At 73.3% G+C, this 23,734-nt stretch carries 23 protein-coding genes; 10 read left to right on the top strand and 13 right to left on the bottom strand.

Annotated elements, in window-relative coordinates; genetic code table 11:
- Positions 1-457 precede the first annotated feature (457 nt).
- From AB0M97_RS20080 to AB0M97_RS20060, 5 genes are read right to left on the bottom strand one after another with little or no spacing between them, the layout of a single operon-like run.
- Positions 458-1,255, bottom strand: coding sequence for a type III pantothenate kinase (locus AB0M97_RS20080; RefSeq protein ID WP_365962244.1), 798 nt, complete (start codon positions 1,253-1,255; stop codon positions 458-460).
- An 11-nt stretch (positions 1,256-1,266) separates the two neighbouring features.
- On the bottom strand, positions 1,267-2,238 hold the full coding sequence (gene nadC / locus AB0M97_RS20075) for a carboxylating nicotinate-nucleotide diphosphorylase (RefSeq protein WP_365962243.1): 972 nt from the start codon (positions 2,236-2,238) through the stop codon (positions 1,267-1,269).
- A 5-nt stretch (positions 2,239-2,243) separates the two neighbouring features.
- On the bottom strand, positions 2,244-3,965 hold the full coding sequence (locus AB0M97_RS20070; RefSeq protein WP_365962242.1) for an L-aspartate oxidase: 1,722 nt from the start codon (positions 3,963-3,965) through the stop codon (positions 2,244-2,246).
- Positions 3,962-4,954: a pantoate--beta-alanine ligase gene (gene panC, locus AB0M97_RS20065; RefSeq protein ID WP_365962241.1), complete on the bottom strand. Its 993-nt coding sequence runs from the start codon at positions 4,952-4,954 to the stop codon at positions 3,962-3,964. Before panC ends, AB0M97_RS20070 begins: the two co-directional genes overlap by 4 nt.
- Complete coding sequence (locus tag AB0M97_RS20060; protein WP_365962240.1) at positions 4,951-6,000, bottom strand: DUF2520 domain-containing protein; 1,050 nt, start codon at positions 5,998-6,000, stop codon at positions 4,951-4,953. The genes panC and AB0M97_RS20060 overlap by 4 nt, the downstream gene beginning before the upstream one ends.
- 182 nt (positions 6,001-6,182) lie before the next feature.
- On the opposite strand from AB0M97_RS20060, the gene AB0M97_RS20055 reads away from it, so the two are divergent.
- A complete protein-coding gene (locus AB0M97_RS20055) occupies positions 6,183-7,385 on the top strand; it encodes a beta-eliminating lyase-related protein (RefSeq protein WP_365962239.1) in 1,203 nt (400 codons plus the stop codon).
- A gap of 53 nt (positions 7,386-7,438) precedes the next feature.
- On the opposite strand, the gene AB0M97_RS20050 is transcribed toward AB0M97_RS20055, so the two are convergent.
- The gene (locus AB0M97_RS20050; protein WP_365962238.1) at positions 7,439-7,654 is read right to left on the bottom strand and encodes a hypothetical protein; all 216 of its coding nucleotides are present in this window, start codon (positions 7,652-7,654) and stop codon (positions 7,439-7,441) included.
- A gap of 223 nt (positions 7,655-7,877) precedes the next feature.
- On the opposite strand from AB0M97_RS20050, the gene AB0M97_RS20045 reads away from it, so the two are divergent.
- Complete coding sequence (locus AB0M97_RS20045; protein ID WP_365962237.1) at positions 7,878-8,984, top strand: DUF5937 family protein; 1,107 nt, start codon at positions 7,878-7,880, stop codon at positions 8,982-8,984.
- A 28-nt stretch (positions 8,985-9,012) separates the two neighbouring features.
- Here the strand turns inward: AB0M97_RS20045 and AB0M97_RS20040 are convergent, their stop codons facing one another.
- The 3 genes from AB0M97_RS20040 to AB0M97_RS20030 all read right to left on the bottom strand — a co-directional run bounded on the left by AB0M97_RS20040 (position 9,013) and on the right by AB0M97_RS20030 (position 11,690).
- On the bottom strand, positions 9,013-9,648 hold the full coding sequence (locus AB0M97_RS20040) for an AAA family ATPase (protein WP_365962235.1): 636 nt from the start codon (positions 9,646-9,648) through the stop codon (positions 9,013-9,015).
- 44 nt (positions 9,649-9,692) lie between these two features.
- Positions 9,693-10,364 carry a response regulator transcription factor gene (locus AB0M97_RS20035; RefSeq protein ID WP_365962234.1) on the bottom strand — a complete coding sequence of 224 codons (672 nt, stop codon included), beginning with the start codon at positions 10,362-10,364 and terminating at the stop codon, positions 9,693-9,695.
- Between the two features lie 123 nt (positions 10,365-10,487).
- Positions 10,488-11,690 (bottom strand): sensor histidine kinase, encoded by a 1,203-nt coding sequence (locus tag AB0M97_RS20030; RefSeq protein WP_365962233.1) that lies wholly within the window; start codon positions 11,688-11,690, stop codon positions 10,488-10,490.
- A 118-nt stretch (positions 11,691-11,808) separates the two neighbouring features.
- On the opposite strand from AB0M97_RS20030, the gene AB0M97_RS20025 reads away from it, so the two are divergent.
- Positions 11,809-12,840: an SAM-dependent methyltransferase gene (locus AB0M97_RS20025; protein WP_365962232.1), complete on the top strand. Its 1,032-nt coding sequence runs from the start codon at positions 11,809-11,811 to the stop codon at positions 12,838-12,840.
- Here the strand turns inward: AB0M97_RS20025 and AB0M97_RS20020 are convergent.
- Positions 12,805-13,956 (bottom strand): NADH-quinone oxidoreductase subunit D, encoded by a 1,152-nt coding sequence (locus AB0M97_RS20020; RefSeq protein WP_365962231.1) that lies wholly within the window; start codon positions 13,954-13,956, stop codon positions 12,805-12,807. The two genes, AB0M97_RS20025 and AB0M97_RS20020, sit on opposite strands and share 36 nt — an antisense overlap.
- A gap of 31 nt (positions 13,957-13,987) precedes the next feature.
- Between AB0M97_RS20020 and AB0M97_RS20015 the strand changes: the two genes are divergently transcribed.
- Positions 13,988-14,509 carry a PH domain-containing protein gene (locus AB0M97_RS20015; RefSeq protein ID WP_365962230.1) on the top strand — a complete coding sequence of 174 codons (522 nt, stop codon included), beginning with the start codon at positions 13,988-13,990 and terminating at the stop codon, positions 14,507-14,509.
- 68 nt (positions 14,510-14,577) lie between these two features.
- Positions 14,578-15,852 (top strand): PH domain-containing protein, encoded by a 1,275-nt coding sequence (locus AB0M97_RS20010; protein ID WP_365962254.1) that lies wholly within the window; start codon positions 14,578-14,580, stop codon positions 15,850-15,852.
- A 352-nt stretch (positions 15,853-16,204) separates the two neighbouring features.
- On the opposite strand, the gene AB0M97_RS20005 is transcribed toward AB0M97_RS20010, so the two are convergent.
- A complete protein-coding gene (locus tag AB0M97_RS20005; RefSeq protein WP_365962229.1) occupies positions 16,205-17,392 on the bottom strand; it encodes a hypothetical protein in 1,188 nt (395 codons plus the stop codon).
- Positions 17,393-17,787: 395 nt separating this feature from the next.
- Here AB0M97_RS20005 and folP point away from each other — a divergent pair, with 395 nt between their 5' ends.
- The 5 genes from folP (at position 17,788) to AB0M97_RS19980 (ending at position 20,933) form a co-directional block, all read left to right on the top strand.
- Entirely contained in the window at positions 17,788-18,696 is a 909-nt protein-coding gene (gene folP / locus AB0M97_RS20000; RefSeq protein WP_365962228.1) for a dihydropteroate synthase, read from the top strand.
- Positions 18,693-19,196, top strand: a complete 504-nt coding sequence (locus AB0M97_RS19995; RefSeq protein ID WP_365962227.1) for a nuclear transport factor 2 family protein — start codon at positions 18,693-18,695, stop codon at positions 19,194-19,196. The genes folP and AB0M97_RS19995 overlap by 4 nt, the downstream gene beginning before the upstream one ends.
- A gap of 195 nt (positions 19,197-19,391) precedes the next feature.
- Positions 19,392-19,751, top strand: coding sequence for a dihydroneopterin aldolase (folB, locus tag AB0M97_RS19990; protein ID WP_365962226.1), 360 nt, complete (start codon positions 19,392-19,394; stop codon positions 19,749-19,751).
- A complete protein-coding gene (gene folK / locus AB0M97_RS19985; protein WP_365962225.1) occupies positions 19,748-20,359 on the top strand; it encodes a 2-amino-4-hydroxy-6-hydroxymethyldihydropteridine diphosphokinase in 612 nt (203 codons plus the stop codon). Before folB ends, folK begins: the two co-directional genes overlap by 4 nt.
- An 88-nt stretch (positions 20,360-20,447) precedes the next feature.
- Entirely contained in the window at positions 20,448-20,933 is a 486-nt protein-coding gene (locus AB0M97_RS19980; RefSeq protein ID WP_365962224.1) for a DUF3180 domain-containing protein, read from the top strand.
- A 12-nt stretch (positions 20,934-20,945) separates the two neighbouring features.
- Here AB0M97_RS19980 and folE read toward each other — a convergent pair whose 3' ends face one another.
- Together folE and ftsH are read right to left on the bottom strand one after the other, a co-directional pair.
- On the bottom strand, positions 20,946-21,551 hold the full coding sequence (gene folE, locus AB0M97_RS19975) for a GTP cyclohydrolase I FolE (RefSeq protein WP_365962223.1): 606 nt from the start codon (positions 21,549-21,551) through the stop codon (positions 20,946-20,948).
- A 102-nt stretch (positions 21,552-21,653) separates the two neighbouring features.
- On the bottom strand, positions 21,654-23,693 hold the full coding sequence (gene ftsH / locus AB0M97_RS19970) for an ATP-dependent zinc metalloprotease FtsH (RefSeq protein ID WP_365962222.1): 2,040 nt from the start codon (positions 23,691-23,693) through the stop codon (positions 21,654-21,656).
- Positions 23,694-23,734: the final 41 nt, after the last annotated feature.

Raw genomic sequence — 23,734 nt, 5'->3', positions numbered from 1 at the left:
CTCGGAACGGCGCGGAATCGGTGAGTCGTGAAGGGACCGGCGCGGACGCGCCAACCGCTGCGGGCGGACACCCCCCGACACGGCCCCTCCTCGCCGTCGGCGACTGCGGCCGGTGGCTCCCTCCGCACATACGCCCTTCCGGGCGTGGGTGACTGCGGCCCGGTGGCCCATTGCGCGGGCGGGGGCTTGCGGTCACTTTCCGCGGGCGCGGGGCGGTGCGGCGGTCCGGACGCCACTCAGTCACGCGTCTCTGCGCGGGAGCGCGGGGCGACGGGCCGCTGCGGCCGGCAATCCGCGGGCAGTCGTGCCGCTGGGACGAGGGGGGGGGCTGGCGGCAATCCGTCACGCCGGGTCGCACCTCCCGGCGGTCACCGCAACGCCCCGCGCAGAAACCCGCGCTCACCCCAACCCCCGCACCAGAAGCCCGACGCTCACACCCCCGGCCACGCGACGCGGGTCACATGCGGGCGACGTTGCGTTCGTACACCAGGCGGAGCCCGATCAGCGTCAGCCACGGCTCGTGTTCGTCGATCACCGCCGACTCCCCCAGCACCATCGGCGCCAGTCCACCCGTCGCGATCACCGTCACGTCGTCGGGGTCGTCGGACAGCTCCCGCACCATGCGGTTCACGACGCCGTCGACCTGCCCGGCGAAGCCGTAGATGATGCCGGCCTGCATCGCCTCCACCGTGTTCTTGCCGATCACACTCCGCGGCCGTGCCACCTCGATCTTCCGCAGCTGCGCGCCCTTCACGCCGAGCGCCTCCACGGAGATCTCGATGCCGGGCGCGATGACCCCGCCGATGTACTCCCCGCGCGCGGACACCGCGTCGAACGTCGTCGCCGTACCGAAGTCGACGACGATCGCGGGCCCGCCGTACAGCTCGACCGCCGCGACCGCGTTGATGATGCGGTCCGCGCCGACCTCCTTGGGGTTGTCGGTGAGGATCGGCACGCCCGTCTTGACGCCCGGTTCCACGAGGACCGCGGGGACGTCGCCGTAGTAGCGGCGGGTGACCTCGCGCAGTTCGTGCAGGACCGAGGGGACGGTCGCGCAGATGGCGATGCCGTCGATGCCGTCGCCCAGCTCGTCGCCGAGCAGGGGGTGCATGCCCATCAGTCCTTGCAGCAGCACCGCCAGTTCGTCGGCGGTGCGGCGCGCGTCCGTGGAGATGCGCCAGTGTTCGACGATGTCCTCGCCGTCGAACAGGCCCAGCACGGTGTGCGTGTTTCCCACGTCGATCGTCAGCAGCACGGCCGCTCCCCCTACTCCGCCGCTCGCAGGTCCAGGCCGATGTCCAGGATCGGGGAGCTGTGGGTGAGCGCGCCCACGGCCAGGTAGTCGACGCCGGTGTCCGCGTACGCCTTGGCGTTGGCCAGAGTGAGGCGGCCCGAGGCCTCCAGCTTGGCGCGGCCGTCGACGAGGGCCACCGCCTCCTCGCACTCGCCCGGCGTGAAGTTGTCCAGCAGGATCAGGTCGGCGCCGGCGTCCAGGACGTCGCGCAGCTGGTGCAGGGTGTCGACCTCGACCTCGATCGGTACGTCCGGGAAACGTTCGCGCACCGCCTGGAAGGCCTGCGCGACGCCGCCCGCCGCGACCACGTGGTTGTCCTTGACCAGGGCCGCGTCGGAGAGGGACATCCGGTGGTTCACCCCGCCGCCGCAGCGCACCGCGAACTTCTCCAGGGCGCGCAGGCCCGGCGTCGTCTTGCGGGTGTCGCGGACCTTGGCCTTGGTGTCGGCGAGGACGTCCGCCCACGCGCGTGTGGCCGTCGCGATGCCCGACAGGCGGCACAGCAGGTTCAGCGCGCTGCGCTCGGCGGTGAGGAGGTCGCGGGTGCGGGTCGTCACGGACAGCAGCTTCTGGCCCGCCGTCACGCGGTCGCCGTCCGCCACGTGCCGTTCCACCTCGAACTCGTCCGTGCAGACGATGGACATCACCGCCTCGGCGACCCTGAGGCCCGCCACGACGCCGGCCTCCCGCGCGGTGAAGTCGGCGGTGGCCACCGCGTCCTCGGGGATGGTCGCGACGGTCGTCACGTCGACGCCGTGCGCGAGGTCCTCCTGGATGGCGACGTTGGCGATGTCCTCGACCTCCACGGGGTCGAGTCCCGCCTCGGTGAGGAGCTGGGCGAGCGCCGGGTCGAGCCCGCACTCCAGGTACTCCTCGCCGGCGCCGCAGTCACAGCTGCCGCCGCAGCCGTCGGACGGGGCGAGGGGAAGGTCGGGTGAGGTCACTGCAGTCACTGCTCCTGGGGGCGTCGCGCGGGGAGGGTCGGGGGGAAGTGTGCGGTGTCGGTGGTGTGCAGGGCGAGGGTGCGGTCCGGGTTCAGGCGTACGACGATGTGGCGGCGCCAGGCGGCGTCGTCGCGGTCGGCGTGGTCCTCGCGCCAGTGGCAGCCGCGGGTCTCCTCGCGCATCCGGGCGGCCGCCACGAGGACGCGGGCCACGCACAGCAGGTTGGTGGCCTCCCACGTGTCCACGCCGGGCTCGGCCGTCTTGCCGTGCTCGTGGAGGGCGTCGCGGGCCTCGCTGTGCAGCCGGTGGAGCTGGTCGGCGGCCTCGGCGAGGGAGTCGGCGGAGCGCAGGACGCCCGCGCCGTCCGTCATGATCCGCTGGATCGTGAAGCGGGCCTCGGCCGGGAGCAGCGGGTGGGCGGGTGTCTGCGGGTGTGGGACCGGTTCGGGCACGCGCGCGTGGAGGACGTCTTCGGCGTGGCCCTCGGCGATGTCGGCGGCGATGCGCTCGGCGTAGACCAGGCCCTCCAGGAGGGAGTTGGACGCCAGCCGGTTGGCGCCGTGCACGCCCGTGCAGGCGACCTCGCCGCACGCGTACAGGCCCGGCACCGACGTGCGGCCCCGGTCGTCGGTGCGGACGCCACCGGACGCGTAGTGGGCGGCCGGGGCGACCGGGATGGGCTGCGTGACGGGGTCGATGCCGTGTGCGCGGCAGGAGGCGAGGATCGTCGGGAAGCGGTGCTCCCACATGTCGGCGCCGAAGTGCCGGGCGTCGAGGAACATGTGCTCGGCGTCCTGCTCCTGCATGCGGCGCATGATGCCCTTGGCGACGATGTCGCGCGGCGCCAGTTCGGCCAGTTCGTGCCGGCCGGCCATGAAGCGCACGCCGTCGGCGTCGACCAGATGGGCGCCTTCGCCCCGTACGGCCTCGGAGACCAGGGGCTGCTGGCCCTCGGCGTCCGGGCCGAGGAACAGCACGGTCGGGTGGAACTGCACGAACTCCAGGTCGCTGACCTCGGCGCCCGCGCGCAGCGCCAGGGCCACGCCGTCGCCGGTCGACACCGACGGGTTGGTGGTCGCCGAGAAGACCTGGCCCATGCCGCCCGTCGCCAGGACCACCGCGGGGGCGTGCACCGCGCCCACGCCGTCGTGCTGGCCCTCGTCCATGACGTGCAGGGTGACACCGGCGGTGCGGCCGTCGGCGTCCGTGAGGAGGTCGAGGACGAGCGCGTTCTCGATGGTGCGCACGCCACGCGCGCGTACCGCCTCGACAAGGGCCCGGGAGATCTCCGCGCCCGTCGCGTCGCCGCCCGCGTGCGCGATGCGGCGCCGGTGGTGGCCGCCCTCGCGGGTGAGTTCCAGGCCGCCCTCGGCGGACTCGTCGAACTGCGCGCCGGCCTCGATCAGGCGGCGTACGGCGCCGGGCCCTTCGGTGACCAGGAGCCGGACGGCCGCCTCGTCGCACAGGCCGGCGCCCGCGACCAGGGTGTCCTCGAGGTGCTGCTCGGGGCTGTCTCCGTCACCGAGGGCCGCGGCGATGCCGCCCTGCGCCCAGCGCGTGGAGCCGTCGTCCAGGCGGGCCTTGGTGACGACGACGGTGTGCAGCCCGGCGGCCTCGCAGCGCAGCGCGGCGGTGAGCCCCGCGACGCCGGAGCCGACGACCACGACGTCGGCCGGGATCGACCACCCTGGCGCGGGCGCGTGCAGTCGTATGCCTGTGCTGGTCACGAGGCGGCTCCGAAGGTGAGGGGGATGTTGTCGATCAGCCGGGTCGTGCCGACCCGGGCGGCGACGGCGAGGACGGCCTCGCCGGTGTGGTCGTCGGCGACCTCGGTGAAGTCGGACGGGTCCACCAGGGCCAGGTAGTCCAGGACGAGCGGCGGGTCGAGGCGGGCGGCGTCGTCGAGGATCAGGCGGGCCGCGGCGCGGACGGCCGCCGGGGCGCACGGGGCGGCCTTGGCCACGGCGTGCGCGTCGGCGGCGGCACGGGACTCGCCCATGGCGCTGAGCGCCTCGGCACGCTCACGCGTGGCGGGCCATTCGCGGCCCCGGGCGCGCAGCGCCTCCTGCGCGGCGTGCCGGTCGCGGCCCGCGAACAGGGCGCGCGACAGGGCGAGGGCGGTGCGCCGCTCCTGGGGCGAGAGGTAGCGGTTGCGGCTGGACAGGGCCAGGCCGTCGTCCTCGCGAACCGTGGGGACGCCGACGATCTCGACGCCGAAGTTCAGGTCGCGCACCATGCGCCGGATCAGGGCGAGTTGCTGGGCGTCCTTCTGCCCGTAGAGCGCGATGTCGGGCCGGGTGAGGTGGAGCAGCTTGGCGACGACGGTGAGCATGCCGTCGAAATGCCCGGGACGTGAGGCGCCCTCCAGCCGCTCGCCCATGGGGCCCGCGCTGATCCGGACCTGGGGTTCGCCGCCGGGGTAGACCTCGTCGACGGACGGGGCGAACACGACGTCCGCGCCGGCCTCCTGGGCGATCTTGACGTCGGCGTCCAGGGTGCGCGGGTAGCGGTCGAGGTCCTCGCCCGCGCCGAACTGCAGCGGGTTGACGAAGACGGTGACCACGACCTCGGCGTCCGGTCCGGCGATGCCGCGCGCGGTGCGGATCAGCGTGGCGTGCCCCTCGTGCAGGGCGCCCATGGTCATCACGACGGCGCGGCGGCCGGCACGCGTGCGTGCGTGGAGCTCGTCGGCGGTGCGCAGCAGGGTGGTGGTCATCGGGCGTCCCCCTCGGTGCCTTCCGTGCCGCCCGTGCCGCCCGTGCCGTCCGTGCCGTCGGGGCCGTCGGGGCCGTGGGCGCCGTCGATCCCGGGCGTCCCGTGCGTGCCGGACGTGCCGGGCGTGCCGTGGGCCGCGTGGGCGCCGCCGTCGGCGAGTACCCCGAGGAGGTCCTCGGCCAGCTCCGGCTTGAGCAGGCCGGAGGCGAGCGCCCGGTCGGCGGTGGCGCGGGCCATCGCGAGGTAGCCGTCGGCGGCGGCCGGGGCGTGCTCGCGCAGCTCACGCACGTGTGCCGCGACCGTCCCGGCGTCGCCGCGCGCGACCGGCCCGGTGAGCGCCGCGTCGCCGGAGCGCAGGGCGTTGTCCAGGGCGGCGCCGAGCAGTGGGCCGAGCATCCGGTCGGGCGCCTCGACGCCGGCCGTGCGCAGCAGTTCCAGCGACTGGGCGACGAGGGTGACGAGGTGGTTGGCGCCCAGGGCGAGCGCCGCGTGGTACAGCGGGCGGTTGTGCTCGGCGATCCACTCGGGCTCGCCGCCCATTTCGATGACCAGGGCCTCGGCGGCCAGCCGCAGCTCGTCGGGCGCGGTGACGCCGAAGGAGCAGCCGGCCAGCCGCTGGACGTCCACGGGGGTGCCGGTGAAGGTCATCGCCGGGTGCAGGGCCAGCGGCAGCGCGCCCGCGCGCAGGGCGGGGTCGAGGACCTTCGCGCCGTACCGCCCGGAGGTGTGCACCAGCAGCTGGCCGGGGCGTACGGCGCCGGTCTCGGCGAGCCCGGCGACCAGGTCCGGCAGGGCGTCGTCGGGGACGGTCAGCAGCACCAGCTCGGCACGCCGGAGCACCTCCGCGGGCGGCACGAGCGGCACGTCCGGGAGCAGGTCGGCGGCACGCCGCCGGGAGGCGTCGGAGACTCCGGAGGCGGCGACCGGGCGGTGCCCGGCGAGTTGCAGGGACGCGGCCAGCGCCGGGCCCACGCGTCCGGCGCCGACGACGCCGACGGTGAGCCGCGCGGGGCGGTCCCGGGGATCTGGCTGTTGGCTTGTACTCACGCGACGGCGGCCTTCCCGTTCCAGTCCGCTCTGGGTACCGGACGATTTCTCGTCATGTTAACGCGATCGGTTCGAGGGCCGGCCGGTTGTCCACAGGCTGTGGGTTTCCGTGCCCGGCCCAGCCGTGCGGCGTGGGGAAATGACGGGTGCCCGCGCGGGCCGGCGCACGGCATGATCCGCCCATGAGCGATACGGCGGACGACGCGGCGAAGCAGGACCCCCACCTCTCCGACGACGACCGGGCCGAACGCCTCCGGGACCGGCGCAGGGCGGCCCATCGGGGCGCTCGGCGCGTCCTCGCGCGCCCCGGTTTCCTCGGCACCCTCCGGGAGCGCCTGGCGCTGCTGGAGTCGGCGTCCGACGTGTACGACCTGGACGAGCCGTCCGACCTGTACGGCAACGGCATCGTGGAGGCCCTGGAGGAGCGCACCGCCGGGCAGCTCGGCACGGAGGCCGCCGCGTTCTTCCCGACCGGCACGATGGCCCAGCAGGTCGCCCTGCGCTGCTGGGCCGGCCGCACCGGGAACCCCACCGTCGCCCTGCACGCTCTGAGCCACCCGGAGGTGCACGAGCGCAACGCGTTCAGCCGGGTCGGCGGCCTGCGTCCGGTCCGCGTGACCGCCGAGCCCCGGCTGCCCACGGCCGCGGAGGTGCGCGACTTCGAGGAGCCGTTCGGGGCGCTGATGCTGGAGCTGCCCCTCAGGGACGCCGGTTACGTGCTGCCGGCCTGGGAGGAGCTGACCGAGGTCGTGGAGGCGGCGCGGGAGCGTGACGCGGTGGTGCACTTCGACGGCGCGCGCCTGTGGGAGTCCACCGTCCACTTCGGCCGCCCGCTGGTCGAGATTGCGGGCCTGGCCGACAGCGTCTACGTGTCGTTCTACAAGTCTCTCGACGGCTTCGGCGGCGCCGCGCTCGCGGGCCCGCAGACGCTCGTCACGGAGGCGAAGGCGTGGCGCCACCGCTACGGCGGGATGCTGTTCCAGCAGTTCCCGACCGTGCTGTCGGCGCTCGTGGGCCTGGAGCGGGAACTGCCCCGGCTGCCGCGGTACGTGCGGCACGCACGCGTGGTGGCCGCGGCGCTCGGCGAAGGGCTCGCGGCGGCCGGGCTGCCGTGGGCGCGCGTGCACCCCGGGGTGCCGCACACCCACGACTTCCAGGTGTGGCTGCCGTACGACGCCGAGACCCTGTCGGAGGCCGCGATCCGCACGGCCGAGGAGACCGGGACGATGCTGTTCGCCCACGCCTGGGACCCGAAGGGGCCGGGCCTGGCCTGCACGGAGGTCCACGTCCGGGCGGCCGGCCTGGACTGGACGGCCGACGACGTGACCGGGGCGGTCGCGCAGTTCGCCGCCCGCCTCCCGCAGGCGTCGGGCAGGAACCCGTAGGCACCGGGCAAGGACCGCCCCGTGAGCGCCGGGCACGGACCGCCGCACCGAGGTCAGCCGGTGGAGCGCGACCGCAGGCGCAGCCGGCGGCCGAGCATCCGCCGCACCCGGCCGGGGACACGGCGTGCGACGAGGACGGCGTGGAACTCCCGCCGGTCGCGCAGCTCGCGTACGACCTGCCAGTCGTGGGCGCCCGGCGCGGGCGGGGCGGGCTCGCCGCGCTGCCTGGCGCGGTAGGTGTCCAGGAGGTACTGCTCGGTGATGCTCATGGCGGACCGCCTTCTCGGCACGTGGGAGACCTGCAAGACCTGTGGGACGACGTGGGTGACGTGCCTGGCCCACTGCCTCAACGACGCGTGTGACCTGTGGTTTCGGGCTCCGCGGCTGCCCCGGTGGTCCCAGGCTGCGCCGCCGTCGCGGCGAAGTCCCGTCGATTGACGGCCCCCGTCAATCGACGGCCGCGTTGTCAGTGGCGGGGTGCACCATGAGGGCATGGGCGTCGACATCGACATCGCGGGGCTGCGGCCGGAGAGCGTCACGGTCGCGCCCTCGCCGCTGGCCGAGCTGGGCATGGCGCTGCACGCGCTGTCCGAGCCGGGACACCACCCAGGCCTGCAGGCCTGGGTGACCGGCGTGACCGCCCGGCTCGACTCGCACCTGGCGGACCGCATGTGCGAGGCGGACTTCCTGTGGCGGACGACGTTCTCGGACCTGTTCCTGCCGAGCGCCGGGCTGCCGGGCGGCCCCACCCCGCCGGGCGGCACGCTCGCCGAGGAGCTGGACGTGCTGGACAAGCTGTCGGACGAGCAGTTCGTGGACGCGGCCCTGGAGTTCACGTGCGCGTTGCCGTACAGCTCGCGCGGGCCCTCCGCGCTGGCCGACGCCGAGGTGCGCCGGCGCGCCCTGGACCTGGCGGCGGCGCGCGGACCGCAGCAGATGCAGTTCAGCGAACGGCTGCTGGCCGACCCGCCGCGCATCCGGTCCTGGCTGCGGCAGTTCCTGCGGGACTGCGACGAGGCGTTCTTCGCGGAGACCTGGGCGCGGCTGCGTCAGCAGCTCGCGGCGGACGCCCGCCTCAAGACGGACCTGCTGCGGCACAAGGGCCTGGCCGGGGCGCTGGCCGCGGTGTCCCCGGCGGTGACGCTGGACGAGCCGGCCGCCAGGATCACGGTCGACAAACTGGGCGACGGCCACACCGCCACCCGGGACGTCGGCCTGCTGCTGGTCCCGACGAGCCTCGGCTGGCCGCACCTGATGGTCCTGCACCGGTACGGCTGGCAGCCCGTGCTGCACTACCCGGTCGGCTCCGCGGAACTGGCCGCCCCGCCCTCCGTCGACCAGCTGGCCCTGCGGATGACGGCCCTGTCCCACCCGGTCCGCATGCGCATCTGCCGCTACCTGGCCCGCAGCGCGTACACCACGGGCGAGCTGGCCCAGGTGCACGGCATGACGGCACCGGAGATATCCCGGCACCTGGGGGTGCTGAAGAAGGCGGGCCTGATCACGACGCGCCGCCGCGGTCGGTACGTGCTGCACCAGTTGGACGTGACGGTGGTGGCCCGGCTGGGCAGCGACTTCCTGGAGGGCATCCTCAGATAGCCCCCCTCCGCACAGACCGCCTACGCCCTCAGTCGAAGCGAATGTGCCGCAGCCCCACCCGCACCTGCCGCACCCTGCTGCGCAGCGCCCCCTCCGTGTGGGGCCGCAGCCGCAGCCCCGCCAGGACGGCGATGCGGTCGGCGGTCTTCGGCACGGTGGAGTGGTCGGTCCACAGATGCTCGGCGAACTCCGGTTCCCCCAGCCGCTTCAGGCAGTGGTCAAGCTGCTGCACGGCCCAGCTGTCCCCGTCCGCCGCCCCGGCCTTCTTGCCCGAGACGTACCGCAGGGCGCACCCGAAGCGGCGCTCGCGCAGCCGCCGCAGCACGGTGTCGCGTTCCGCCAGCAGCGTGAAGTGCCGTACGTCGTGGCCCAGTTCGCGCAGGGCGCCGACGGTCTCGGCGAAGTGGCCGGAGTCGGTGACCGTCATCGGGACGATCACCACGCCGTCGTGCTTGGTGAGCGCGAGGTCGAGCACCTCCACGACGCCCTGCCGCCAGGCGGCCAAGTCCTGGAAGTCGCCGCGCAGTTCGGGAGGAAGCATGCGGCGCAGACCGAACCCGACGTGCTCGGGGTCGCAGATGACGCTGCCGGGCAGGCGGCGCTGGATCTCGTGCGCGGTCTGTGTCTTGCCACCCCCGTAGGGGCCGTTGATCCACAGGAGCATGCGCAGACCCTACCGACGCCCGCGCACCCCGTCAGCCCGGCCCGTCAGCCCAGCCCACCGGCCCGTACCAGACCCGTCTCGTAGGCCAGGACCACGACCTGCACGCGGTCCCGCAGTCCCAGCTTGGTGAGGATGCGGCCGACGTGCGTCTTCACGGTCGCCTCGGACAGCACGAGCCGGGCCGCGATCTCCCCGTTGGACAGGCCCTGCGCGACCAGCACCATGACCTCCCGCTCCCGCTCGGTGAGCCGCTGGAACTCCTTGTGCTTCGGCTCGTTCCCGGTGCCGGGCAGCATCGGCGCGAAACGGTCCAGCAGGCGGCGGGTGGTCGACGGCGCGACGACCGCGTCACCGCTGTGCACGGCGCGGATCGCGGTGAGCAGCTCGCCGGGCGGCACGTCCTTGAGCATGAAGCCGGAGGCGCCCGCCTTCAGCCCGGAGAAGGCGTATTCGTCGAGGTCGAAGGTGGTCAGGATCAGCACCTTCGGCGGGTTCGGCGCGGCGCAGATGCGGCGGGTGGCCTCCACGCCGTCCAGTTTCGGCATGCGGACGTCCATCAGTACGACGTCGACCTCGGTCGAGGACAGCACCTGGAGGGCCTCGACGCCGTCGCCCGCCTCCGCGACGACCTCCATGTCCGGCTGGGCGGCGAGCACCATCCGGAACCCGGTGCGCAGCAGCACCTGGTCGTCGACGAGCATCACGCGGATCGCCATCGGGGCCTCTTCCCTGTCTCTTTCGGTCTCTCTCGGTCTGTCCCCGTGCCTTCCGGGGCGGGGCTGCCGCTTGGATGCGCCGACCCCGGGGTGTGACAGGTGCCAACAGGGGGCGCGGGGGCGTCAGTGCGCCGGTTTGAGCGGGAGCAGCGCGCTGATGCGGAATCCTCCGCCGGGGCGCGGGCCCGCGTCCAGGGTTCCGCCGACCATGCCGACCCGCTCCCGCATGCCGATCAGGCCGTGCCCCCGGCCGTCCAGGCCGCCGTCCTCGTACAGCTCGTGCGGGGCGCCCTTGCCGTCGTCCTCCACGAGCAGGCCGAGACCGTCGTCGAAGTAGACCAGGCGCACACTGGCGCCCGCGTCCGGCCCGCCGTGCTTGCGGGTGTTGGTCAGCGCCTCCTGCACGATGCGGTACGCCGTCAGCTCGACGCCGCTGGGCAGCGGGCGGGGTGTGCCCTCGACCTTGAAGTCGACGGGCAGCCCGGCCCCGCGGCACTGCTCGACCAGGTCCTCTATCTGCTCGACGTCGGGCTGCGGCACGTACTCGCCGGCCTCCTGGTGCTCGCCGGTGCGCAGCACCCCGAGCAGCCGGCGCATCTCGGCGAGGGCCTGGCGGCCGGTGGAGGAGATGGTCTCCAGGGCCTTCTTCGCCTGGTCGGGCGCGGCGTCCAGGACGTAGGCGGCGCCGTCGGCCTGCACGACCATCACGGAGACGTTGTGCGCGACGACGTCGTGCAACTCGCGCGCGATCCGGGCGCGCTCGGCGGCGACCGCGACCTTGGCCTGCGCCTCGCGCTCCTTCTCCAGCCGGGCGGCGCGCTCCTCCAGCTGCGCGAAGTAGGCGCGGCGGGTGCGGATGGAGTCGCCCAGCACCCAGGCGAGCACGAACGGCACCGTCAGGAACACGGCCGTGGCGACGTTGCCCGCGGCGCCCGTGTAGTCGTTCGGCCAGCGCAGCTGCGCGGCGGACGCGGCGCACAGGCCGGCGCCCAGCGCGAGCCGGGACGCCCAGCGCGCGCCCTCGGCGGCGACCGTGTAGGTGATCACGAGCATGGCGAAGTCGGCGGCCATCGTCCCGACGTCCAGCACCAGCTGTGCGAGCCCCACCCCGAGCGCGAGCAGCAGCATCCGCTCCGGCATGCGCCTGCGCAGCGCTATCACCAGGCACAACAGCAGGACGACCGGGATGATCAGGATCGGCGAATCGGTCCCGTTGGCCTCCTGCCGGGGGCTTTCGGCCACCACCGCGATCCCGAGCAGGACGACGGCCCAGAAGGTGTCGACGCCGGTCGGGTGCCTGCGGAGGAAGTCATAGAGGCGCTGCACATAACCCAGCGTAGGGAAGCGTGCTGTGTGCAGGAGTCAACCGGAGGGCCGATCCGTACCGGCCCGGCGTACTCCGCAAGGTGGAGGGACCGTGCCCGGGTGCGTTTAGCCTGGCCCGGTGACGGCACGGACGACGGACGACTGGCAGGGCGCGCGGGGCTGGCGGGCCGCGGCGCAGGAGGCGCTGTACGGGCCTGCGGGCTTCTACCGCCGGGCCGAGGGGCCGGCCGGGCACTTCCGGACGTCCGTGCACGCGTCGCCGCTGTTCGCGCGGGCCGTGGCGCGGCTGCTGTGCCGGGTGGACGAGGCGCTGGGCGGGCCCCGGGAGCTGGCTTTCGTCGACATGGCGGCCGGGCGCGGCGAACTCGTCACCGGCGTGCTCGCGGCGCTGCCCGCCGGCGTGGCGGCGCGCACGCGGGCGTACGCCGTGGAGATCGCCGGCCGGCCCGCCGGGCTGGACCACCGGATCGAGTGGCTCCCCGAGCCCCCGTACGGAGTCACCGGTCTGCTGTTCGCCAACGAGTGGCTGGACAACGTGCCGGTGGACGTCGCCGAGGTGGACGCCTCCGGTGTCGTGCGGCGCGTACGGGTCGGCCGGGACGGCGGCGAACGGCTCGGGGAGCCGGTCACCGGCCCGGAGGCCGACTGGCTGGCCCGCTGGTGGCCGCTGCCCGCCGAGGAAGGGCTGCGGGCCGAGATCGGGCTGCCGAGGGACGAGGCCTGGGCCGCGGCGGTCGCCACGCTCGACCGGGGCCTGGCCGTCGCCGTCGACTACGCGCACGCGGCGCACGCCCGCCCGCCGTTCGGCACGCTCACCGGCTTCCGCGAGGGGCGCGAGACGGCGCCCGTGCCGGACGGGTCGTGCGACATCACCGCGCACGTCGCCCTGGACGCCTGCGCGCTCCCCGGCGCACGCCTGCTGTCCCAGCGCGCCGCGCTGCGCGCTCTGGGCGTGACCGGCGCACGCCCGGCGCTCACGCTGGCGTCCACCGACCCCGCCGCGTACGTACGCGCCCTCGCGGGCGCTGGGGAGGCCGCCGAGCTCACCGCGGAGGGCGGCCTCGGCGACTTCGGCTGGCTGCTCCAGCCGGTGGGCCTCACCGCCGGAACGGACCTATTTGTCGATGTCCCCGACGACGAAGAACATTGACCCCAGGATCGCCACCATGTCCGAGACCAGCGTCCCCGGCAGCAGTTCGATGAGCGCCTGGATGTTGTTGTACGACGCCGACCGCAGCTTCAGCCGGTACGGCGTCTTCTCGCCCTTGCTGACCAGGTAGTAGCCGTTGATGCCGAGCGGGTTCTCGGTCCACGCGTACGTGTGGCCCTCGGGCGCCTTCAGCACCTTCGGCAGCCGCTGGTTGATCGGGCCGGGCGGCAGCTCCGCGATCCGGTCCAGGCAGGCGTCCGCCAGATCCATGGAGTTGTGCGTCTGCTCCAGCAGGCACTCGAAGCGGGCCAGGCAGTCGCCCTCCTGCCGGGTGACGACCTTCAGGACGTCCCGCAGCTCGCCGTAGGCCAGGTACGGCTCGTCGCGGCGCAGGTCGAAGTCGACGCCCGACGCCCGCCCGATCGGCCCGCTCACCCCGTACGCGTGCACGGCCTCCGGCGACAGCACGCCCACCCCGCGCGTGCGGCCCCGGAAGATCTCGTTGCCGAGGACCAGGTCGTCGAAGCGGCCGATGCGCGAGCGCACGGCGGCGACTGCGGCACGCGCACGTGCGGCCCAGCCCGCCGGCAGGTCCTCCTTCAGGCCGCCGACACGGTTGAACATGTAGTGCACGCGCCCGCCGGAGACCTCCTCCATCACGTTCTGGAGGGTCTCGCGCTCCTGGAACGCGTAGAACATCGGCGTGATCCCGCCGAGTTCCAGCGGGTACGAACCGAGGAACATCAGGTGGTTGAGCATGCGGTTCAGCTCCGCGAGCAGCGTGCGCGTCCACACCGCCCGCTCCGGGACCTCCATGCCGAGCATCCGCTCCACGGCCAGGACCACGCCCAGCTCGTTGGAGAACGCCGACAGCCAGTCGTGGCGGTTGGCGAGCATGATGATCTGGCGGTAGTCACGCGCCTCGAACAGCTTCTCCGCACCCCGGTGCATATAGCCGATCACCGGCTCGGCGCTCGTGATCCGCTCGCCGTCCAGGACCAGCCGCAGCCGCAGCACCCCGTGCGTGGACGGGTGCTGGGGTCCGATGTTCAGCACCATGTCGGTGCTCTCCGCGGCGCCGCCGATACCGACCATGGTCTCCGTCGTAGGAGTCATGCACACAGTCTCCCCTACGTACGCTGGCCTCATGGAGACGGGGAGCCCGCACGGCACGGAAACATCGGGAACGGCGGGACCGGCCGGTGCCGGACCGGAGTGGACCGGGCTGCCGCGCGCCCTGCTGCGGATGCGGCGCCTGCTGCTGGTGGTGTGGCTGGGGCCTCCGACGCTGGCCGCGGGGCTGTTGCCGGGGCTGCTCGCCGGGCCCGGCTGGGCGGCCCTCGCGCTGCTGCCGCTGGCGTTCATGGCGTGGGGCTGGGTGATGCTCGGCCGCAACTGGCGCTCCTGGCGGTACGCCGAACGCGCCGACGACCTGCTGATCAGCCGGGGCGTGCTGTGGCGCCAGGAAACGGTCGTGCCGTACGGGCGCATGCAGCTCGTGGAGGTCACCTCCGGGCCGGTCGAGCGGCACTTCGGGCTGGCCGGCGTGCAGCTGCGCACGGCCGCCGCGGCGACCGACGCGGCCATCCCGGGCCTCGACCCGGCCGAGGCGGAACGCCTGCGCGACCGCCTCACCGAACTGGGCGAGGCCCGATCGGCGGGGCTGTGACCACGCCGCGGGAGGACGAGGAGGGCCTCGCGGTCCCGCCCGCCGTCGAGGGCGCAACCGAGCGGCGGCTGCACCCCGTCACCCCGCTGCGCCGGGCCTGGGCGCCGATCGCCGCCGTCGCCGGGTGGGCCGTCCACGACCTCGACCAGACGCAGCGCCGGCTCACCGGGCTGACCACCGGCACCCTGCTGACCGGCCTAGCCGTGCTCCTCCCGGCCGCCGCCCTGTACGGCTTCATGAGCTGGTGGTTCACGCGCTTCGCGGTGACCGGCACCGAACTGTGCATCCGCACCGGCCTGGTGTTCCGGCGCACCGCGCACATCCGCCTGGAACGCATCCAGGCCATCGACGTCACCCAGCCGCTGCTCGCCCGGGTCGTGGGCGTGGCGAAACTCCGGCTCGACGTCATCGGCACGGACAAGAAGGACGAACTGGCCTTCCTCAGTGCCGGTGAGGCCCGCGCGCTGCGCGCCGAACTCCTCGCGCGTGCGGCCGGTTTCGCCCCCGAGACCGCGCACGAGGTCGGCGAGGCGCCCTCCCGCGAGCTGCTGCGCGTGCCGCCCGGCGTGCTCGCCGTCTCGCTCCTGCTGACCGGCGGGACCTGGGGCACGCTGGCCGCCGCACTCGTCGTACCGCCGGTGCTGTGGCTGTTCACGCACAGCGCCTGGACGGTCCTCGCCGCCGCCGTGCCGCTGCTCGGCGCGGCGGGCGCGAGCAGCGTGGGCCGCTTCGTCGGCGAGTACGACTGGACGGTGGGCGAGTCCCCCGACGGGCTGCGCCTGGACCACGGACTGCTGGACCGCGCCCACGAGACGGTGCCGCCCGGCCGCGTGCAGACGGTACGCATCGTGCAGCCGCTGCTGTGGCGGCGGCGGGACTGGGTGCGCGTCGAGCTGGACGTGGCCGGGTCGTCCAACTCCGTGCTGGTGCCGGTCGCCCCGCGCGAGGCCGCCGGGGCGATCGTCGCGCGCGTGCTGCCCGGCGTGACCGTGCCGCCGCGCGCCGCGCTGTCCCGTCCGCCGCGCCGTGCCGCACGCTGCGTGCCGGTGTGGTGGCGGGGCTACGGACTCGCCGTCTCCGACGCGGTGTTCGCGGCCCGCTCCGGGCTGCTGCGGCGCAGCCTCGCCCTCGTACCGCACGCGAAGGTGCAGAGCGTACGACTCACACAGGGGCCGTGGCAGCGGCGGTGCCGGGTCGCCGACGTGCACGTGGACACGGGGGCCAACAACACCGTGACGGCCCGTCTGAGGGACGCAGGCGAGGCCGCGGATCTCCTGCGCGCCCAGGCCGAACGCTCCCGCACCGGCCGCAGGGACGCCCGCCCGGACCGCTGGATGGTGTGAGGCGAAGACGCCCGACGCACGCCGGGGACCGGAACCGGACGGCGCGCCGGGCGGCGCGCGCCGGACCACGGAACGGGATGGTGCGCGCCGGAGACCGGACGGCGCGCGCCGGGCCGGGCTGTCAGCGCGGAAGCCCGGACGGCTTGAGCGCGGTCCCCGGACGGAGCGGGCGAAGGTCCCGAACAGCGCGAACGCGGGGCGGCGTCCTCCGCCTGCCCCGCGTTCCGCCGCCTCCGAACACCGCCCGGTTCCGCCGCCTTCGAACACCGCCCGGTTCCGCCGCCTTCGAAGACCGCCCGAATTCGCCGCCCCCAAGGCCGGATTGCGCCGCCTCCAGGCCGCCCGGCCGTCCTCAGGACGCCGCGCTGCGCAGCCTCTGTACGTCGATCTGCTCGGTCTCGTCGTGCGCCGTCAGGTCGATCACCTGGGGGTTCTCCCGGGACTCCACGTCGTCCGGCTTGAACGCGCCCTCCGTCTCCGCCTTGTGCAGGGCGAGGGCCTCCTGGCCGACGACATCGGCGAGGTCCTCGTTCTGCACGGCCTCCAGGGCGCTGCCCTGCTCCGGCGCCTGCCGCTTCGTACCGAAGAAGTCGAACCCGCCCTCGGCCGACGGACGCCGCACCGGCGCCTGCGGCACGACGGCCACCGCGGCCGGCACCGTGAAGCGACCGGCCGCCTGCCGCCCCTGCGGCTGCGGGGCCGTGGCGTGGGCGGCCGTGCGCTCGTGCCCGCCGGCCGCCCCGAACTTCCCCTGCGCCTCGTCCTCCCGCGCGCCGCCGTCGCCGCCCGGCTGCGCGTCCGCCCCGGCCGGCCGGCCCTTGGGCGCGCCGCCACCGCCCTTCGGCGACCCGTCGCCGTCCCCGTCCTCGTCCTCGTCCGGGCCCGCGGGCCCCTGGGACCGGTCCGCGTCGAACCTGGCCAGCGCCGCCCGCGCCCGCAGGAACAGCTGCGCGCCCTCCGCCGAGAACACCCCGGGGACGGCCGGCGTCCGCTCGGCGCCGTCGTCCGCGACGCGCCCGCTCTCCCCGGCCGGCGGGGCCGCCTGAGCGGGAACCGGAACCGGGGGCAGCGCGCGAGCCGGGGCCGCCGCCTCGATCTCCAGCAGGCGGCGGCCCTCCAGGGCGCTCGCCCGCTCCGTCTCCGCCGTGGCGTACCGCCGCAGCAGCGCCGCGTGCTCGTTGCGCAGCCCCGCCAGCTCCGCCCGCTTGGCCCGCAGCTTCTGCTCCAGCTTGCCGCGCAGCTCCCGCGATTCCTCGAGGTCGCTCTCCAGTTCGGCGACGCGTTCCTCGTGCCGCCACTCGTCGCTCGCACGCGCGCGCGTGAGATCGGCGACCCGCTTGCCGGCCTGGATGTCCCAGCGGCGCATGACGACGGCGCCGACGACCGCGGTCACCGCGGCGGCGGCGGACAGGCCGCGCAGCACCACGGCCTCCGAGAACACCCAGGGACCCAGCGCGCAGACGACCGAGACGCCTGCGATCGCCGACGGGGGCAGCAGCCTGTGCAGGGGCGGGGAATGGCGGTGTCGTCCACGTGGCATGGCCAGAAACTTACCGCGCGTAGGCGATTCTTGGCTCCCCGGGCCGTAAAAACGAACCCCTTCCGAAGTGGTTACGGGGAATCAGGAATTCCACCAAGATCGTTTATCGCTCACCGGCCGTCGGGCCTTGGAGGACGTTCACGCAATGCGAGTGAACCTCCCCCGCCAGGACAGCGTCCTACAGGGCGCAATGCCGCCGGACGCCCGCACCGGCACCGGGGCCGAGGTCTCTCGGGGAACCACGGATGCGATGTCTGACAGGACCGTACGCAAAAGCACACATGCCCTCGCCCAGGCCCCGCCCGGCCGGGCCCGGGCGGAAACCCACCCCCCACCTCGGGCCTCCCGCCCGGGCCGCATCACCCGCCCTCCCCTCACAGGCCTACGCTGAACACATGAGCAAGCAGAGCAGCGGACGCGGACGCGTGGCGGGCCTCCCGGACTGGGACCGCTGCGCGGTCATGGGGGTCGTGAACGTCACCCCCGACTCCTTCTCCGACGGCGGCCGCTGGTTCGACACGACCGCCGCCGTCAAGCACGGCCTCGCCCTCGTCGCCGAGGGCGCCGACCTCGTGGACGTCGGCGGAGAGTCCACCCGCCCCGGCGCCACGCGCGTGGACGAGGCCGAGGAACTCAAGCGCGTCATCCCCGTTGTCCGCGGTCTCGCCTCCGAAGGCGTCGTCATCTCGGTCGACACCATGCGCGCCTCCGTGGCCGAGCAGGCCCTCGCGGCCGGCGCCGCACTCGTCAACGACGTCAGCGGCGGCCTCGCCGACCCCGCCATGATCCCCGCCGTCGCCGCCGCCGACGCCCCCTTCGTCGTCATGCACTGGCGCGGCTTCCTGGAGGGCGGCACCATCCGCGGCGTCTACGACGACGTCGTCACCGAGGTCGTGAAGGAACTCCACGCACGCGTGGACGCCGTCCTCGCCGGCGGCATCGCCCCCGACCGCATCGTCGTCGACCCCGGCCTCGGCTTCTCCAAGGACGCCGCCCACGACCTCGAACTCCTCGCCCACCTCGACCGCCTGCTCGGCCTCGGCCACCCCCTGCTGGTCGCCGCCTCCCGCAAACGGTTCCTCGGCCGCGTCCTCGCCGGACCGGACGGCGCCCCACCGCCCGCCCGGGAACGCGACGCCGCCACCGCCGCCGTCTCCGCGCTCGCTGCGCACGCCGGCGCCTGGGCCGTACGCGTCCACGAGGTCCGCGCCACCGCCGACGCCGTACGCGTCGCGCACGCCGTGACCGAAGCGCGCACTCGGCCCGGCGCGCCGGGCGCGCACGACGCGGAAGGAGCGCGGTGAGCGCCTCTCACACGGACGTCGAGCAGGTCGAGGCCGCCAACACGGCCTACTACGAGGCCATGGAGCGCGGTGACTTCGAGACGCTCACCTCGCTCTGGCTCACCCCGTCCGACCTCGGCGTCGACGAGACCTACCACGACCCCGCCGACACCGGCGTGATCTCCTGCGTCCACCCCGGCTGGCCCGTCCTCACCGGCCGCGGCGAGGTCCTCAGGTCGTACGCGCTGATCATGGCGAACACCGAGTACATCCAGTTCTTCCTCACCGACGTACACGTGTCCGTCACCGGCGACACCGCCCTCGTGACCTGCACCGAGAACATCCTCAGCGGCGGCCCCGCCCCCGTGGGCAGCGACGAGCCCGGCCCGCTCCTCGGCCAGCTCGTCGTCGCCACGAACGTGTTCCGCCGCACGTCCGACGGCTGGAAGATCTGGTCCCACCACGCCTCCCCCGTCATGTCCGAAACCGACGAGGAAGAAGGCGACGAGACCCCCACCTGAGTGGGTAGGCGACACACAGCGACACCTGACGGGTTCTCCGGGGGAAACACCCGGTGAATCCTCCGGACCCCGGCCCGGGCGCGCGCCCCCGCGGCCCGGCCCTGTCGGTGTCCGCAGGTAGATTCGACCGGGGCCGACCGCGCCGCCGCACACGGCACGGGCCGGCCCATACCGACGATTGCAGGAGTGATTCGCGTGGATCGTGTCGCGCTGCGCGGCCTGAAGGCCCGCGGGCACCACGGTGTGTTCCCCAAGGAGCGCGAGGAGGGCCAGACGTTCATCGTGGACCTCGTCCTCGGCCTGGACACCCGGCCGGCCGCTGCCGACGACGACCTGGCGAAGACCGTGCACTACGGAATCGTGGCCGAGGAGGTCGTCGCCGTCGTCGAGGGCGAGCCCGTCAACCTCATCGAGACGCTCGCCGAGCGCATCGCCCAGACGTGCCTGAAGCACGACGGGGTCCACGAGGTGCAGGTCTGCGTCCACAAGCCGGACGCACCGATCACGGTCCCCTTCGACGACGTGACCGTCACCATCACCCGGAGCCGAGTATGAGCGCACCGTTCACGCGAGGTCACAGCGACCCGATCGTCCAGCCGGTACCCGCCTCCGTCGTCGAGAAGGTCGACGCCGCCGACACCACCCTGCACAACCCGCAGCGCGCCGTGATCTCCCTCGGCTCGAACCTCGGCAACCGCCTGGAGACCCTCCAGGGCGCCATCGACGCCCTGGAGGACACGCCCGGCATCCGCGTCAAAGGCGTCTCACCCGTCTACGAGACCGAGCCCTGGGGCGTCGAGCCGGGCAGCCAGCCGTCGTACTTCAACGCGGTCGTCGTCCTGAGGACCACCCTCCCGCCGTCCTCGCTCCTGGAGCGCGCCCAGGCCGTCGAGGAGGCCTTCCACCGCGTACGGGACGAGCGCTGGGGCGCCCGCACCCTCGACGTCGACATCGTCGCCTACGCCGACGAGATCTCCGACGACCCCCTGCTCACCCTCCCCCACCCGCGCGCCCACGAACGCGCCTTCGTCCTCGCCCCCTGGCACGACCTGGAGCCCGAGGCCCAGCTCCCCGGCCGCGGCGCCGTCGCCGGGCTCCTGGACGCCGTCACCCGGGAGGGTGTCGCACCCCGCGCCGACCTGGAACTCAGGCTGCCCGAATAGCCGTTAAGGTCAACACGACCGGATTTACGCGGTCACGGCGACACGGCGGACACCGGGGCCGGACCGCCGGGGCAACCGAAGGGACACCGTGAGAGAGCTGCGCATCAGGGTGCTGGCCGGCGTCTTCGCCGTGGCCGCAGTCCTGTCCTGGGCGGGCGCCCGCCTGTGGAACTCGATCGGGACCCTGCCGAGCGTCCCCCTGGCCGCCCCGGTGGTCCTGGCCCTGATCGCCGTGGTCCTGCTGGCCACGGCGATCTCCCTGCGCGCCCGCCTCAGGGCCCAGCGCGAGCGCCGCCCCGGCGCCAAGGGCGTCGATCCCCTGATGGCGGCCCGCGCGGTCGTCTTCGGCCAGTCCAGCGCCCTGGTCGCCGCCCTCGTCGCCGGCATGTACGGCGGCACGGGCGTCTTCCTCCTGGAGTTCCTCGACATCCCGACCCGCCGCGACCAGGCCGTCTACGCGGGCTTCTCGGTCCTCGCCGCCATCGCCGTCATAGCGGCAGCCCTCTTCCTGGAACGCGTCTGCAAGCTCCCGGAAGACGACGAGGACCCCCCGGCCACGGCACCGGCGGCGTGACGTACCGGCCCGTCAGCGGGCCATGATCAGGCTCATCGCCTCGTTGCGCGTCGCCGCGTCCCTCAGCTGTCCCCGGACCGCCGAGGTGAGGGTCTTCGCGCCGGGCTTGCGGATGCCGCGCATCGACATGCACATGTGCTCGCACTCCACGACGACGATGACGCCGCGCGGTTCCAGGATGTCCATCAGCGAGTCCGCTATCTGCGTCGTGAGACGTTCCTGCACCTGCGGACGGCGGGCGTAGACGTCCACGAGCCGGGCCAGCTTGGACAAGCCGGTGATCTTGCCGCTGGTGGACGGGATGTATCCGACGTGAGCGACGCCCCGGAACGGGACCAGATGGTGCTCACACGTCGAGTACACCTCAATGTCTTTGACGAGCACCATCTCGTCATGCCCCAGGTCGAACGTCGTCGTCAGCACGTCCTCGGGCATCTGCCACAGCCCCGCGAAGATCTCCCGGTACGCCCGTGCCACCCGGGCCGGTGTTTCCCTCAGGCCCTCGCGGTCGGGGTCCTCGCCGACCGCGATCAGCAGTTCGCGTACGGCGTTCTCGGCCCGCTTCTCGTCGAACTCGCCGATCTGGCCCTCGCCGTCCAGCGTCACGGGGTCGGTCATGTGGGGTGCCTCGTTCCTGTGTGTCTTGCCTGCGGGCATGCCAAAATGCCGCGCCCCCCAGGCTAGAACCTGGGGGGCGGGGCATTCATTCCGGGCCGGAGATCAGCTCTCGGGGCGTTCCTCCGGGGCTCGCTCGGCGGGCGGAGCGGGCTCCGGTGCCGTCGTGCTCTTGGCGGTGATCGCGGCCGTCGCGCCGTTGGCCCCGTTCGTCAGTGCGAGTTCCTTCGGGGAGAGCACCGGCGGGCGGGTGGACGGCGTGCGCCGCGAGGAGCCGGTCCAGGCGGGCCGCGGCGGGCGCTTGACGATCGGCGCGAAGATCTCGGCGATCTCCTCCTTGCCCAGCGTCTCCTTCTCCAGGAGGGCCAGGACCAGGTTGTCGAGCACGTCGCGGTTCTCGACCAGGATCTCCCACGCCTCGTTGTGCGCGGTCTCGATGAGCTTCTTGACCTCTTCGTCGACCAGCGCGGCGACCTCTTCCGAGTAGTCGCGCTGGTGCGCCATCTCACGTCCGAGGAACGGCTCGGTGTTGTCGCCGCCGAACTTGATCGCGCCGAGACGCTCGGTCATGCCGTACTGCGTGACCATCGCGCGGGCCAGGTTGGTGGCCTTCTCGATGTCGTTGGCGGCACCGGTCGTCGGGTCGTGGAAGACCAGCTCCTCGGCCGCGCGGCCGCCCAGCATGTACGCCAGCTGGTCGAGCATCTCGTTGCGGGTCGTGGAGTACTTGTCCTCGTCCGGGAGCACCATGGTGTAGCCGAGGGCGCGGCCCCGGGACAGGATGGTGATCTTGTGGACGGGGTCGGAGTTCGGTGAGGCCGCCGCGACCAGGGCGTGTCCGCCCTCGTGGTACGCGGTGATCTTCTTCTCCTTGTCCGACATGATCCGGGTCCGCTTCTGCGGGCCGGCCACGACGCGGTCGATCGCCTCGTCCAGCATGTGGTTGTCGATCAGCTTCTGGTCGCTGCGGGCCGTCAGCAGGGCGGCCTCGTTCAGGACGTTGGCCAGGTCGGCACCCGTCATGCCGGGCGTGCGGCGGGCGACGGCGGACAGGTCGACGTCGGGCGCGACCGGCTTGCCCTTCTGGTGCACCTTGAGGATCTCCAGGCGGCCCTGCATGTCGGGCCGGTCCACGGCGATCTGGCGGTCGAAGCGGCCGGGACGCAGCAGCGCCGGGTCCAGGATGTCGGGGCGGTTCGTCGCGGCGATGAGGATCACGCCGCCCTTGACGTCGAAGCCGTCCATCTCCACGAGCAGCTGGTTCAGGGTCTGCTCGCGCTCGTCGTGTCCGCCGCCGAGGCCGGCGCCGCGGTGGCGGCCGACCGCGTCGATCTCGTCCACGAAGACGATCGCGGGGGCGTTGGCCTTGGCCTGCTCGAACAGGTCACGGACACGGGAGGCACCGACACCGACGAACATCTCGACGAAGTCGGAGCCGGAGATCGAGTAGAACGGGACGCCGGCCTCGCCCGCGACGGCACGCGCGAGCAGGGTCTTGCCGGTGCCGGGCGGGCCGTAGAGGAGCACGCCCTTGGGGATCTTGGCGCCGACGGCCTGGAACTTGGCGGGTTCCTGGAGGAATTCCTTGATCTCGTGCAGCTCCTCGACGGCCTCGTCGGCACCCGCGACGTCACTGAAGGTCGTCTTGGGGGTGTCCTTGGTGATGAGCTTGGCTTTCGACTTGCCGAAGTTCATCACCCGGGAGCCGCCGCCCTGCATCTGATTCATCAGGAACAGGAAGACGACGACGATGAGGACGAAGGGAAGCAGGGAGAGCAGGATGCCGACGAACGGGTTCTGCTTGGACGGCGAAACGGTGTAGCCGTCCGGGATCTGCTTTTCCTGGAACTTGTTCTGCAGCGTGTTGGCGATGTCGACGCCCTGGTCGCCGATGTAGCTCGCCTGGATCTTCGAGCTGTCCTTGACCTTTACGCCGTCCTTGAGCTGGACCTTGATGGTCTGCTCGTCGCCGGTGGTCAGCTTGGCCGACTCGACCTTGTTGTCATTGATCGCCTGGACGACCTGGCCGGTGTCCACCGTCTTGTAGCCGCCGGACGAGCCGACGACCTGCATCAACACGACCACGGCAAGGACGGCCAGCACGATCCACATGACCGGCCCACGGAAGTATCGCTTCACGTCCATCCATACGGAGCGGTGCCGCCCCGTCCCTCCTGCCATAGTGA

Source organism: Streptomyces sp. NPDC051207 (assembly GCF_040682395.1).
Classification (GTDB): domain Bacteria; phylum Actinomycetota; class Actinomycetes; order Streptomycetales; family Streptomycetaceae; genus Streptomyces.
Note: the sequence above shows the minus strand (reverse complement) of the source record. Positions and strands in the feature narration are given on the sequence as shown.

What these genes read in the sequence shown, in the direction of transcription:
- AB0M97_RS20055 (WP_365962239.1), top strand. Translation starts at nt 6,183, where the DNA reads ATGAGCGATACGGCGGACGACGCGGCGAAGCAGGACCCCCACCTCTCC.
- folP (WP_365962228.1), top strand. Translation starts at nt 17,788, where the DNA reads ATGAGCAAGCAGAGCAGCGGACGCGGACGCGTGGCGGGCCTCCCGGAC.
- AB0M97_RS20050 (WP_365962238.1), bottom strand. Translation starts at nt 7,654, where the DNA reads ATGAGCATCACCGAGCAGTACCTCCTGGACACCTACCGCGCCAGGCAG.
- AB0M97_RS20040 (WP_365962235.1), bottom strand. Translation starts at nt 9,648, where the DNA reads ATGCTCCTGTGGATCAACGGCCCCTACGGGGGTGGCAAGACACAGACC.
- ftsH (WP_365962222.1), bottom strand. Translation starts at nt 23,693, where the DNA reads ATGGACGTGAAGCGATACTTCCGTGGGCCGGTCATGTGGATCGTGCTG.
- AB0M97_RS20035 (WP_365962234.1), bottom strand. Translation starts at nt 10,364, where the DNA reads ATGGCGATCCGCGTGATGCTCGTCGACGACCAGGTGCTGCTGCGCACC.
- folE (WP_365962223.1), bottom strand. Translation starts at nt 21,551, where the DNA reads ATGACCGACCCCGTGACGCTGGACGGCGAGGGCCAGATCGGCGAGTTC.
- AB0M97_RS20020 (WP_365962231.1), bottom strand. Translation starts at nt 13,956, where the DNA reads ATGACTCCTACGACGGAGACCATGGTCGGTATCGGCGGCGCCGCGGAG.
- folK (WP_365962225.1), top strand. Translation starts at nt 19,748, where the DNA reads ATGAGCGCACCGTTCACGCGAGGTCACAGCGACCCGATCGTCCAGCCG.
- AB0M97_RS20015 (WP_365962230.1), top strand. Translation starts at nt 13,988, where the DNA reads ATGGAGACGGGGAGCCCGCACGGCACGGAAACATCGGGAACGGCGGGA.
- AB0M97_RS20005 (WP_365962229.1), bottom strand. Translation starts at nt 17,392, where the DNA reads ATGCCACGTGGACGACACCGCCATTCCCCGCCCCTGCACAGGCTGCTG.
- panC (WP_365962241.1), bottom strand. Translation starts at nt 4,954, where the DNA reads ATGACCACCACCCTGCTGCGCACCGCCGACGAGCTCCACGCACGCACG.
- AB0M97_RS20045 (WP_365962237.1), top strand. Translation starts at nt 7,878, where the DNA reads ATGGGCGTCGACATCGACATCGCGGGGCTGCGGCCGGAGAGCGTCACG.